We start from the raw sequence: 13,490 nt of genomic DNA on the forward strand, positions 1-13,490 counted from the left end.
CCTAACAGCCAGATCGACGATCTCCTGCCCTGGGCCTACATCGACAAGCTCGAGCTCAAGGCCGTGGCCTGAGAACAGCGCTTACGCTTGTTCTCCTTGGCTTGGAGCAGCATTGCGATGTTTTTGGGCGGCAAATTTGAAGCCTCTGCGGTCGGGAATTCGCTCTGCGGAGATCGGTAGCGTGGCCGCTTTGGACCGATGCCAGTGATCCGGAACCGTTCGCTTCCGGTGCGGAACTCGCGTCCGAAGTTCAAAGGGGCCAATCCGAAGTGCTCTGCCAAGAACTCGAACCTGTCTTTTTGGAGATTGAATGCGGTGCCGTCGGAAGCGGGAATGCTGACGCGGAACACGGGCTCGAAGGAGAAGCCGGTATCCGTGCCGCGCCATCCGGCGCCCTCGATGACCAGGCCTTGGTCCTCAGCGATCTTCTGGCAGACCTCGAGCATGCAGGTCTGGATCTCTTCGCATGTCGCTGGCGTCAGACGGGTTATGAGCCTGCCCTTCGTCATTTGCCCTTCCTCACCTGATAGACAGTACCGCGTGAGACGCCGAGATCACGGGCGATTTGTGTTCGGCCCTGACCCTGTTCAAGCCTTTGCTGGATCGCGTCGCGGTCGATTTTCGGCGGCCGGGCCTTGTATGTGCCGCGCTTCTTGACGGGAGCGATTCCCTCCCGCCTGGCGCTCGCGCCGCAGATTGGTCTCGAACTCGCCAAAGACACCAAGCATGTCAAAGAAGGACTTGCCGGCGGCGGTCGACGTATCGACAGCTTGTTCTGTCGCGGAGAGATGCGCGCCCTTCGTCTTGAGCTTGTCCACGATCACCTGCAGGTCACGCAGCGATCTGGCTAGCGGTCGATCCGGGTGACGACAAGCGTCTCGCCAGCATGAATGAAGTAATGAAGTCGAGAATGGTGTTAAGTTGCGGACGGCCTTCCAGGGTACAGCCGCTCTTCTGCTCCTCGCGAATGACCTCGCAGCCGGCGGCCTTGAGCGCGACGATCTGCGCGGAGGTTCTGGTCAGTGGTGGATGTGCGGGGGTATTCGGATGCGAATCATGCAAACTGTTCATTTTGGGTTTGCCGGCGCGATGCTCTCTTCATTAACGAAGATTGAGGCCAAAATATACAGACCTTTCCGGTTGCGACGTGTTCATGGGGGGTGTTCAGGCCGGGTACCCAAATTAGGACACACCCATCGGTTCCGGGCGGTCAGTTACGCCGTTGTCGTCGTGGTTCAGCTTTCGGGTAATCTCGGCCAGCCACGCGATTGCGCTGGGCGTGGCGTGCCAGGCAGGACCGTTTTCCTCGACGTAGTCGGCTGCCTCATCCTTGCCCCCCAAAGTGATATAACCGTCCGGAGAAGCATCCAGAGGCTGCTTGCCGGACAGGACGCCGGGTACGTGGCCGTTCGCGAGCTAGGCCTCCTCGGCAAGCTTCCCGGCGCCCGGATCCAGGTGGTCTTTTGCTTTCTGCATTTCGGCTATGGTGAAGCGCCGCCGACTTCCGTCAGCGTCACGCAGACGACCACCGCTTCCTCGCCACGCCATGCGTTTGCGGAGGCCGACGACAAGCCGTGCGCTAAACAAAACAGTTTCGAAGGGTGGCCACAATCTCCGGGAACAGCTGCGCCAGCCTTGGGTCACCGCGACCAGCTTCCGCGTGACGCCATTGGGCAAGCACTGGGGCTTTCGCCCGTGGCTTGCCCTCGGCCGTATGGATCACAGCAAGGCACTTGCGTGTCGTCCTTTCAAGAAAGCCCCAAAGCAATAGAAGTTCGCCGACCGTCACCATCAGGTCGCGCATGATTGGGCCAGGTGGTGGCATTCCGAGCGTAACGTCCTCGAGGGCGATAGCCGGTCCGCGGCTTCTTGATGCCGCTAACTAACTTGCGAACTGAGTGCCTAGAGATTTCCCGTCGGTCAGCTTCGAGAAAACTTCAGACCAAAAGCGGTAGTCGCGATCGCGACCATCGGAGCGGTCCGTCAGGGCGCAATGAGCTGCAGCAGTGGCCGCGTTCGGCCCATACAGGTCGAGTGCGGCGGCTGGGCAACATCGCGAGCTCGAACGGCCTCCATGGAACGTGGACTCGGATTGCCATGCCGACGCCTGCGTGAAAACGGCCATCGAACCTCCGCCGCTTCATGCCAAGTTAAGGTGACGGCACCGGCAAAAGGGTTCTGATCAATGGGAGACCGCATAAACTGCAGAGCGACTGCCCTGTTCTCCGCGCGCGTTCTTCGGCATGCCGATTCCGAAACACCGTGTGTGAGCAACATCGAGGATGCGGTTGACCAAGCTTGAGAGGCTGTATCCGGCGACCATCCCGGCCTGAGTATAAAGGGAGCCCTTACCGAGTACCGGCATGGAGTTGATCTCTAGGACAAAGGGCTGGCCGGAGCGGTCGATCCGGATGTCCACGCGGGCATAGTCCCGACACTGGCATGCACGGAAGGTCGCAACTGAAATGCCTCGCACCTTCGTCGCAACCTTGCTGTCGATTCGTGTCGGGCAAATCCTGTGCGGCGTCTCTTCCCATGTGGCAAAATGCGTTTCGCGATCGCCGAAGTCGCGTTCCACCAGAGGCAACACCTCGAGATCTTCGTTTCCAAGCAGTGCGATGGTGATTTCTCGCCCCTCGATGTATTCTTCCACGAGCGCATCCTGCGCATATTGAGTGACGATCACTTCTACGGCCTGCTTCAACTGAGCGGGATTATGCACGAGTTGCACTCCGAAGCTGTTGTATTCGTGACGCGGCTTCACTATTAATGGGAATATCAGGTCGCAGGTACTTTCAGTGCCGCTATGCATCATGCGAAAGTTCGGCGTCGGTACCCCACAATCGCGGATAAGCCGCTTAGTGATGACCTTGTCGAGCGCCAGCCCGTGCCCGATTGGGCTTGATCCGGTGTACGGGATGCCCGCCATTTCGAGCATGGCCGGAACGTGGGTGAGACGGCACTCGCCCTGAATTCCGTACGCCATATTTAGAACGATTCCCGAGGGACGGGCTTGCGGATCGGTTGGCATGAACCGCTCGAGCGTAGCGAGCAGTCCCTTATCACCTTCGCACAGCAGCGTCTCGTGGCCGCCCTCTTGCAATGCCGCCACCACACTTTCGACCGCCTTTAGGTCGTCGACCTCCGGACGGGACTGACCGAAACGGTTGATAACACCCGTATAATCATGGTTCCAAACGATGCCTACTCGCACATGTACCTCCTCGAACGGGGACCGCTATAGTCAAAATGGATCCTTCACCCGTGTCCCCTATGCAATTGGCGTGCCCACCTAAGAGATTGTGCGAGCAAGAAGGGCAAAGCCATATGTTCCGAGCCGCAACGGCCGAATACTTGCGCCTCAGTATGTCGGGATCCGAACGGAAATGTCTTCAACCGGATACGATCATGTCCCGCTGGCGTGGTGAGTTGGCCAAGCTGCCGCCGCTTCGTCTCCGTACGCAGTGATTGCGCCCGGTCGCTGGACACTGTCGGAGCCATCAGGCGGGAATGCCCGCTTCAAAGATGAAGCTTCCAAATGTCCGATCTTTCCCAGGCACAGAGCTACGCTTTCCAACTCGCCCGCACCCTGATTTGGTTAGGGTCGGCATCATGTCAGGCGAGTTAATTAATCCGGCTCAGCGGCCGCCAAAGCGGGGCGCTCGTTTATCCAGGAAAGCCAAAGCTCCCTCTGGGCGATCTTCGCTCGAATAGGGATCGGGACCAACATTCAGCCGCAATCCCGCGAAAGGGGGCATGCCCCAGCTTCTTAGTGAAGTCTCCTTCACCTTAAGAACCGAGAGAGGCGCATTGGCCGCAATTCGCTGCGCGAGCCGCGTCGCTTCGTCCTGCAAGCTGCCGCGCGGCACCACCCTTGTTGAGCAGCCCCAGGCGCAACGCCAAAGGATACCATACCCTCGCCGCTCCCTCATAGCATTTACGACGCTGTTGAGCGCGCGCTCGCGAGCGGCTGCGCTACCGCAGAGCTACACCTGTATGGGGCGATGAGTGTCAAGCCTGGCTTCGGCTAGACTCCTGATGGAACCTGTATGGGGCGATGAGTGTCAAGCCTGGCTTCGGCTAGACTCCTGATGGAACCACTGGCGCGGGTCAAAGCGGCGCGCGCTTCCCACGGATGTGCTGTCGCTGATCCGGCAGTTACGTGACGAATTGCTTCCACGCACAGGGTCAAGCGGTGTGCGACACGTGCTATCGGCTTGTCGGATCGTCGACACAATACATATTGCACAATCTCCCCTGGTGCTTGCGCTAACTTACTGAAAAAACCGCGTAAAGCCCCCCTTCCGCCAGATCAACGCAATTGGCATCAGTTTTGCTCGATCTCTTTGCGAGCTGATTGTAGCTGCCCCGCCGAAAGGCAGCGGGTCATGTGCAGCGTGATTGGAGGCGGCAAGGTGAAACACGAAGTTGCAGAATTTGCGTTGAATTCATCGCAGGAGCGGATGTGCTTTCTGGACGGGCTTGATCCGCGGCGCAAGGATCTCAACATATGCTGCGCAATAGAAATGACAACCCGATTGTCGACCCGGCAGCTGCATGAAGCGCTGATGCCTATTATACCGCAGCACCTCTTCCTAAATACGAGGCTTGTCCGCCGTGACGGGCGTTATGTTTGGCTCCGCCAAGTAGGAGCTGACTTCCTAAAAGAGGTTGTTCTCCCAGAGAGAGCCTGCGCATCGGTAAAGAAACTTACTGCCCTGTATCTGGAGTTTATAAGACAGCCTTCTGGACTAATAGCTCGCTTTCCTTGGCGAGTACAACTTGTACAGTGTGAAGGCAATAGCTATCTTTTCTGTCTGTTTCATCACATCATCTGCGATGGTGATCGATCATTACTGTTATTCCTGCAAAGCCTTTCGGGCCAAACCAAGATCGAGAGGGGCCACGGCACCCTGGTCGGAGTCCCTTTGGCAGAGCCGTCAACGAAAGTCGATTGGGAAGCGGTGTCGCGCCTCGCTGATGACGTCATCGATCTGGGCGATCTGCGCGGTAGGTTCCACTACACTGGCACTCCGCAACCGACTTTGAGTGAGTTTGTCATTGCACCAGATGAGCAAAGTTGGGGCCGTGACGAAACTGAGGCGGGTCTTTTGGCCGCATTGCAATTCGCGACCGCAAATCTGTTGAATAACGAGCAGATTATCGTCGCTATTCCTCAGGATTGCGTTCCCGATAGCTGTTCGGAATTCGGCTATTTCGGAAGTCCAGGATTGGCACTGATACCGCCATTGATTGAAGGCCGCTGTTTTGGGACCAGTTTCGGCCAAGTGCCGCAATGGGCGCTGGCGCAGGTGGAACTCTCAACCCGCATCGGGCGCGTTCCGTACCAGGAAATTGCTGCCTCGCCCGGTTTTGCGGAATTGGGCCAGGCTGACAATCTGTTCGATGTTGTCTTGGTGCGGCGTCGGATTTTCGGCTTCTCCAGCCCATCGATCGCACGAGTCTTCGAGCCGGCGCCATCCGCCACACCGTACCTGATGGTCGCCAATCATTGGCATGACGCTTCCGGACGGCTGATTTGCCGGCTAGAGGCTGCCAATGGCCTGATGAACCAGAGTTCGCTCGATTATCTGGCAGGCCGCATGAAAGCCTACCTGCTACCAAAACAGCCCATTGCAGCCCGTCCGAAGGACCTGGTTGACCTCACCGGAACTAACGAAACTATGACGCCATTTTTTCTGGCCGCATTGCGCCAGCAAGCCGATGGCAACCCAGAGCGTGAGGCGATACAAGGTCAACGCGACAGCTATTCCTACCTGTCACTAATCCGCATTGCGGATCAATTGGCCAGCCATATTCAGAGAGAGATCGGTGGGGGCAATCCGACGGTCGCTTATGCGGGTCCGCGCGAGGCTAAGGAAATCACGGCTCTTGTCGGGGTGAATATGGCAGGCGGGTGTTTTCTTCGGCTGGATGAAAACGACAGCCATTTGCACCTAAAGCAATTGGAAAGGACAGGTGCGGAGGCGATCCTGGTGACCGAGGAGGCGTTTCAGGATTTCGATCGGCCGGAGGGGTTCGCTCCTTGCGACACGCCGGTTGCAGGTTTTCGCCTTCTGGTCGGGTCACGAGAGCGGGTCCCATCCCCAAAGTTTGACGCCTATGCAGTCATGACTTCAGGATCCACAGGAGAACCAAAGGTTATCCGGTTTCCGGCTGCACAATTGGACCAACTGGTGAAATGGCATCTCGACAGGCTGCCCGAGGCACACCGCATGGCTCAGCTGTCGTCGCTTGTGCACGATATAGCATATCACGAAACCTATGCGACGCTGGCTGGAGGGCGCACCCTCGTCTTCGCGGGGGCGAATTTAAGGTCGAGCCCAGGCGCGCTCGCGTCGTTCGTGAACGAAATGGCGTTGGACAGAATCTACCTCCCAACGGTGCTGCTGGAAGGAGCGGTCAACGCAGCATTGGAACAGAACCTGCCTTGCCGGGAATTGCGAATGGTCATTGTTGCCGGCGCGACATTAGAGATCAGTGACAATGTTCGGCGCTGGTTCGCTAAGACAGGCGCGACCCTCGTCAACCATTATGGCATGTCAGAAACCCAGGACATAACCGCCCATGTCCTCGGAGGGGCATCCGATGCTTGGCCAGACCGGCCCCATGTTGGCCGGCCGATCGCAGGAACAAAGGTTTCTATATTAGGCTGCCGGAACGAACCACTTCCGGCGGGCGTGGCTGGCAACCTGGCGGTCCAGTTCCCGATCGACTCGGGGCAAGGGTTCTCAGCGCCGACAGTATTGGGTGATGTTGGGTTTGTGGATGACGACGGCAATATTCATTTGGTGGGACGCAGCGATCGGATAGTCAAACTGCGTGGCAACCGGATTTCATTGGAGGCGATAGAATTGGTCCTTCGTCAGCGCGAAGGCATTCTAGATGCTGCTGCAATTGCTCCGCATGCAACGGCGTTTGGACAGGAGCCTCGCGTCTTTTTCACATGCGAACCTAAATTTCCGGAGCCGCAGTCGGACGATCTGGTCGATTACGTCGTAGGCAAACTCGGACGTCAGTTCCGTTGCCGGGTGTCGAAGTTAGCCGAGATGCCACGTCTGAAGAACGGCAAGATAAATTACCCGTCACTCGAACGCCTCGCTGCTGAGATAGGTGTTGGAGAGACATCCTTGTCCGTCCTAGACCAGGAATCAGCACCCGATGACATGAAGGTGGCGGCAGCCATCCGCAAGCTAGTGCCCGACGCGAGGTTCACAGCGTCTAGCCGTTTCAGCGAAATCGGTTTCGATTCTCTTGAGCTCATGTCGCTTGAAATGGAGCTTTCCGGCACCTTTCCGGATTTGACGGTAGCCGATTTTTATCGCTTTCCCACCGTTGCCACGCTGGAGAAACACCTTGAGAGAACCAAGAGTCCAGTCAAGTTCGATGCCCCCGCTCCCGTGCGATTCGAGGGGCGAAACGACCACGTCAGCGTCGTCGGCATGGCCGGTCGGTTCCCCGGGGCCCTAACAACGGAGGCCCTGTGGCAGAATCTTGCGGGTGGGCGTTGCCTGATCACGAACGACGACGACGGCGCAACCGAGGAGGCGAAAAAAGAAGGTTCCAGATACTTTGTTCCAAGCTTCGGACGGCTCGAAAACGTGGATTCATTTGACTACGAATTCTTTGGGCTCTCTCCGGCTGAAGCTTACAGGACCGATCCGCAGATACGGATTTTTCTCGAATTATGCTGGTCAGCGCTTGAACATTCCGGTGATGCCGGCTACGGGGCCGATACCCGCATTGGACTGTTCGCGGGTGCCGGGCTCAGTACGTATTTAATGAATGAACTCGAGCCCTTGCGCAAAAGCAGGACCGATGCCTGTTTTCGCGAGGACAACACGCTACAGCAACGGCTCGGCAACGACCGAAACTACCTGACATCCACGGTTTCTTATCGCCTTGGCCTCACGGGACCGAGCGTCACGATTCAGGCGGCGTGCGCGACGTCGTTGGCGGCAATTCACTATGCCCGGCAAGCACTGCTGAACGATGAATGCGATATCGCACTGGCCGGTGGCATTTCGGTGATCTGGCCTCAGCCGACAGGGTACGACTATGTCGAAGGATCGGTCCGCAGCCTGAAAGGTCTTTGTCGCCCCTTCGATGCTGAAGCCGACGGAACCGTGTTTGGAAACGGTGGCGGTCTCGTTGTATTGAAAAGGAGCAGCGATGCTATCCGTTATGGCAACACAGTTTATGCAAACATCGCCGGTAGCGCAGTCAACCATGACGGCAGCCGCAGGATGAACTTTGCCGCACCAAGCCCCCAGGGGCAGGCTGATGTAATCACGCAGGCTTTGCGCAACGCAGGCTTGGGTGCCGATTCGCTTCGTTTTGTCGAGGCACACGGTACCGGTACAGTCGTTGGAGACGCCATCGAATGGAGTTCCATTAGGCAGAGTCTGAAGAAAGCCAAACGGGATGCGCCGTGCTTGGTTGGCTCCATCAAAGGCAACATAGGGCATCTCGACGAAGCAGCCGGGGTCGCTGGATTCATCAAATCCTGCCTAAGTTTATATCACGCGGTCTTTCCGGGCACCTGCCATTTCCGCCAACTAAACCCGCGGCTACCGCCCGATGACACCATCCAAGTGTCCAGCCGCCCGGTGCCGCTCGGTCTCTCGAACTCGCTGTTCGGTGGCGTAAGTGCATTTGGGATGGGGGGTACAAATGCGCACATCATTTTGCAAGGTGTACATGGCGGACGATCGAGGGAGCCATTGACATGACACAGGCAATCGGCACGATCCTTCCACTGTCGGCGAAATCGGCCCCAGCCTTTAAGGCCAATGCGGCTGCACTAAAACAGTTTCTCTTGCAAGGGATCAACTGCAATAAGCCCGACTTGGTCGAAACCTTGTCGCGTGGCCGACATCATTTCAGTCCATGCCGAGGCATAATTTCTAGAAATGAGGACAGCTGCAGTGTCCACTCCGGCGAACCGATGAAGCAGCTTCCCGATGGGCAAAGTTCGTCGAATCTCGTCTGGATCTTTCCGGGGCAGGGAATGCAGCTGAACTGGAATATCATCGGGCATCTGAACGGCATCGAGGTATTTCGGGACCGTTTCAACGAGATTCTCGACGGCTTTCGGTCCCGCCTGGGCCAAAGGCTCTTTGCCGAAAAGATTGGCGCGTTTCTCCCGAAAGTGGGCAATAATGGTTTCGTCTGTGATCGATCAAATACGATCCATGATCAGGCGCTCGTTTTTGCTGTTGAACTGTCGCTGAGCGCTTTGTGGCTGTCATGTGGAATTCGACCAGCCGGGCTTGTTGGGCATAGCGTCGGCGAAATCGCTGCCGCAGTGTCTGCCGGCGTGCTTGCTCAGGACGAGGCACTCGATCTGATCGTCGCACGCTCGGTGGAAATGGAACAGGTGCCTGAGAAGGGCTTCATGTGTCAAGTGGACGCCGATGCTGAGTCATTGCAGACTCCGCTACAGAAGTTTGGTGTCGAAGTTGCTTGCAAGAATTGTCCTGATCGGACGGTTGTGGCGGGCCGAGAGGCTGCATTTGAGGTCCTCGCGAATTATTGTGCAGAAAATAGGCTAAGGCACCACCGGCTCAAAGTTGCCAATGCCTTTCACACCGCGATTATGGCGCCAGCGTCGCAAGCTTTGCGCGTTAGAGGTCCCATTCTCGCGCCCAAGACTCCTTTTATTCCGATTTTCCCCACCTGTTCCGCGCATACAGGTGAGCCATTCACGCGAGACTACTGGGCTACGCAAATGCGATCTTGCGTTGATTTTATAGCAGGGGTGGAGCGTGTGTTGGACCGGATTGAGGCGCCAATTTTCCTTGAGATCGGCCTTGGACAGGCGCTGAGCGCCTTTACTCGCACAATTGCAGAGCGCAATGTCCGAGCTGAATTCGGTGTGGTGGCGGGGATCGGTCGTCCCGACAATCCAGTAGCGGAGAAAATCGCTGATTTGTTTGCGGCGGGCTATGCTCTGCCCTGGCATAAGCTTAACAAAACCGAACGTGGTTTGCTCGTCCCGATGCCGACTTACCGGTTCATCCAGAGTGAAATCGGCAGCACTGCGTTTCGCATGCAGGTCCCCAGACAACACGCGGCCTCGCTGCCACCTCTCGGCAAAGGGACCATCCGCAAGACCACCACCTTCGAGATATCTCCGCAGGAAGCCGCTTGGTTTGAGCAGCATCGGGTGAACGACGCCTATGTAGTTCCCGGAGCTGGAATGCTGGCGATGATTTTCGATTTCCTTTCCGACCTAGGCCACGCCACTGAGAATCAGCTGAATGATGTGGTTTTTGAAGCGCCTATCGTTTTGAACACGGCCGAAAGCAGATGTCGGATTGGCATTCAGGTCGAAGGTGGCGATCGGCCAAGGGTTGCGCTTTATTCTCAGACGATAGGGAAAGAAGAGACTTGGACGCGGCATGCTTTGGCCGTTGTGGTAGACTCTATCGCAAGTTGGCCTGATGAAGCTGAACCTTCGGATATGGGGCAACGCGGTAAGACCGATGCCTCTGAAAGCCTCTATGCACAATTTGTCCGGCAGGGGCTGGAATATGGTCCACAGTACAAGCGGATTGAGAGTAGTAGGCGTACCAAAAAGGCGGTTCATGCTCGGCTCTGTGCGCTCTCCAGCGCCACCGGATTGACCGGACTAACCACCGCCCTGAATGCGATGTTGCAGGCGGCGAGCTTTGCGCTTGCGGTTCCGGGGCAGGAAACGGCCTTTCTCCCGGCCAGCATAGGTTCGGTCAGCGTACGTGACGCGGCAAGTTTCGCCTATGCTGGAACTATCTCGGCCCGGGTTGATGGCAAACGCCACGAGGCCGTCCTTCGCGACGCCAAGCAAAGGCCGATCTGCGCGATGCGGGATGTCGGACTTATCCCCAGCAACCTAGCGCATGGAATTGATAATTTAGCCGAACCTGAGGACAGGCCAGTTCTGTCGACGGCGGCGGAGGTCCTGGGCGTAGATAAGGCGTCGCTAGATATAAACGGTTCCTTGTCCGACAACGGTGTTGACTCCTTCCAGTTGGTCGAGCTTCGGTTGGCACTCGAAGAATTAAGCCATACCCGTATACCACTGAGCTTGCTTTCTGACGGTGCCAGTCTCCAGGAGATCGAGCGCCAGTTCGCAGCGATGAGCAGCGGTAAATTCCCTTTTCTGTCGGCCGCGCTTGCTGCTCCCGCAACGGCCGAGCAACCCCGACCGAAAATCTTTTTCGTGGAAGGGATTTTCGGCCATGTTGGGGGAGAGGCCGGACTGCGCCACTCAGTCAAGTCCAGCATGGATGTGATCGGTCTGGGCGCGCCCGAGGACGGCACTTCTGACAACATTGTGGCGGCTGTCCGCCAGATGGCCGATGAAGTCGAGCAACACCAACCGAACGGTCCGCTGAGGCTAGTAGGCCACTCATTCGGAGCTATGCTCGTATATTCCCTGGCTGTGGAATTGGGACGTCGCGGCCGAGAGATCGAGCGGATTATCGCCATGGATGGCCTTTTGGCGCCATCATTGTCCCCGCATCATACCGCGCGTATGGACGATGACGATTTCAACCAACTTCTGCACATGAGCCGGTGTAAGCCAACAGCGCCAGACTCCCCCTCCTCTAAGGCAGAGGGCGTCGTGATCGGCGAATTGAAGCGGGTATTCGAGAAGAATTGCCGCATCGCTGCTTCAGCTCAAATCTACGCGCCAATCCACTATCACGTGACGCTGGTCCTACCTAGGCAGGACAATGTCACCGGCATAACCGACGAGATCTTCTTGCAGAACTTACGCGCGATCCAAGCAGGTACCGGTGTAAAAGAAAACCCCAACGTTGAGATCCTGTATGTCAATGGTGACCATTTCTCGATGATTCGCAGTCCGGCTATCGATGAGATCGGACGTCTCTTTGTATCTCACGCAAGCTTATCCGCCCGGCCACTGTGAGCCTACCCCGCCGTATGGCGGATGCCAAAATGACACTGGCGCGCGATGACCACCCTTTCACGGATGATATTCCGTCACTATGCATTCGGGACAAAGCAGGGAACGAGTCAGCTGGCGCAGCACCGCTGGGTCATTGCGAGTATGGCTTTCATAATGTTTGCCGCCATTCTCTGCCCAAAATGAAGGATATCCGATGGCAATTGAAACCGCACAAGAGACGCACTTCAGTAGATTGCATTTCGATCCCATTCGATTTCTACAGCAGATCGTGACCATCGACAGCTGCGATCCGCCGGGTAATGAAATCGAGGTCGCCAAACTCGTTCACGCGGAACTACTCGCCCTCGGCATAGAGGCCGAACTGGATGAATTCCTTCCTGGTCGGGCAAATGTCCTAAGTAGAATTCGCGGAACGGGTGAAAAGCCCGCGTTGCTCTTTTCGTCCCACATGGACACCGTGCCTGTCGGTACCGCCCCATGGCGACTGCCACCGTTCTCTGGCGAAATCGCGCAAGGCCGGCTATACGGGCGTGGCTCAACCGACATGAAGAGCGCCCTTGCAGCAATGATCGCAGCTGCAGGGAACTTGGCGGATAAGCGTGAAACGCTGAAGGGTGATCTGATCCTGGCATTTACTGCAGGAGAAAGCTCAAATCTACTTGGTGCTCGCCGATTTGCCGAGCAGGGTATAAAGGAGGAGATCGGCGCTTTTCTTTGCGGGGAGCCTAGTGATCTCGATATCATTATCGTTGAAAAGGCGGCTTTGTGGCTGCGGGCTACTGCCATGGGTAGGTTGGGTCACGTCTCCGGCGAACCTGGGATCAACGCGATCGATGCGATCCACTCGTTCCTCACCCGCCTCTACTCTCTAGAATTGGACTGCCCGCCGCATCCGCTTCTGGACGGCCCGACCATTCGTGTTGGTCGGATCGAGGGAGGCTCTGCCATTAACCTCACTCCAGACCGCTGTGCCGTTGACATTGATATCCGACTGCCTCCGGGTGTCGATCACCTTGCAGTTGTAACGCGCGTGGAAAATATCGCACCAGAGGATGTCGTCATTAGAATCCTTGACTTTAAGCCCGCGGTGGAAAGTCTGCCAGACGAAAGCTTCGTCAAGCTATGCAGTGACGTCTGCACACGTCACCGGATGCGCAAGCCGGAGATCAAGGGTGTGTCTTACTATAGCGACGGCGCTATCTTGCTGGAGGGGCTGTCCGTTCCCTTTGCCATCATCGGCCCCGGCGATCTCGGCCTGAGTGGGCAGCCAGACGAATCCGTTTCCGTCGACAACGTGCTGAAGGCAGTTGAGATTTATCAAGACGTCGCCGCGGCCTGGCTATCGTAAGGATCAACATGTCTCGCCTCCCAGGTATAGGCATCGCGCCGGACATCATCGCCGGCCCAGAACGAATACGTCGTCCGCCCCGTCGGCCACTTGTAATCTTAATTGCAACTTTTCTGGGTAGGAGTTTTCAACAAATGTCAGCCACTGCGGACTCGTTTAAACGAAATGCAGATATCGACTCCGTGCTCAACGACGCACGGCAGC

The 13,490-nt window shown here is 56.9% G+C and carries 7 protein-coding genes and 1 pseudogene; 3 read left to right on the top strand and 5 right to left on the bottom strand.

The genetic code is table 11. The annotated features are described in order from the left end of the window. Positions 1-35: 35 nt before the first annotated feature. The 5 genes and pseudogenes from NKJ12_RS31230 to NKJ12_RS31245 form a co-directional block, all read right to left on the bottom strand. On the bottom strand, positions 36-509 hold the full coding sequence (locus tag NKJ12_RS31230) for a hypothetical protein (RefSeq protein ID WP_352707500.1): 474 nt from the start codon (positions 507-509) through the stop codon (positions 36-38). Beyond that, positions 506-1,042: pseudogene (locus NKJ12_RS31235) on the bottom strand (recombinase family protein); the annotation flags it as partial. The pseudogene NKJ12_RS31235 and the gene NKJ12_RS31230, both read right to left, overlap by 4 nt. A gap of 537 nt (positions 1,043-1,579) precedes the next feature. Then, on the bottom strand, positions 1,580-1,804 hold the full coding sequence (locus NKJ12_RS31240; protein ID WP_352707503.1) for a hypothetical protein: 225 nt from the start codon (positions 1,802-1,804) through the stop codon (positions 1,580-1,582). Between the two features lie 78 nt (positions 1,805-1,882). Beyond that, positions 1,883-2,125 carry a Y4oE-related protein gene (locus tag NKJ12_RS32410; RefSeq protein WP_502905761.1) on the bottom strand — a complete coding sequence of 81 codons (243 nt, stop codon included), beginning with the start codon at positions 2,123-2,125 and terminating at the stop codon, positions 1,883-1,885. A 57-nt stretch (positions 2,126-2,182) separates the two neighbouring features. Beyond that, entirely contained in the window at positions 2,183-3,214 is a 1,032-nt protein-coding gene (locus NKJ12_RS31245; RefSeq protein ID WP_352707505.1) for a D-alanine--D-alanine ligase family protein, read from the bottom strand. Between the two features lie 1,174 nt (positions 3,215-4,388). On the opposite strand from NKJ12_RS31245, the gene NKJ12_RS31250 reads away from it, so the two are divergent. The 3 genes from NKJ12_RS31250 (at position 4,389) to NKJ12_RS31260 (ending at position 13,286) form a co-directional block, all read left to right on the top strand. After that, the gene (locus NKJ12_RS31250) at positions 4,389-8,753 is read left to right on the top strand and encodes a beta-ketoacyl synthase N-terminal-like domain-containing protein (RefSeq protein ID WP_352707507.1); all 4,365 of its coding nucleotides are present in this window, start codon (positions 4,389-4,391) and stop codon (positions 8,751-8,753) included. Continuing rightward, positions 8,750-11,938 carry an acyltransferase domain-containing protein gene (locus NKJ12_RS31255; protein WP_352707509.1) on the top strand — a complete coding sequence of 1,063 codons (3,189 nt, stop codon included), beginning with the start codon at positions 8,750-8,752 and terminating at the stop codon, positions 11,936-11,938. Before NKJ12_RS31250 ends, NKJ12_RS31255 begins: the two co-directional genes overlap by 4 nt. Before the next feature lie 193 nt (positions 11,939-12,131). Beyond that, positions 12,132-13,286, top strand: coding sequence for a M20 family metallopeptidase (locus tag NKJ12_RS31260; protein ID WP_352707512.1), 1,155 nt, complete (start codon positions 12,132-12,134; stop codon positions 13,284-13,286). The last annotated feature ends 204 nt before the right edge of the window (positions 13,287-13,490 follow it).

The sequence above is a fragment of the Mesorhizobium sp. M0195 genome, from assembly GCF_040322115.1.
GTDB lineage: Bacteria > Pseudomonadota > Alphaproteobacteria > Rhizobiales > Rhizobiaceae > Mesorhizobium.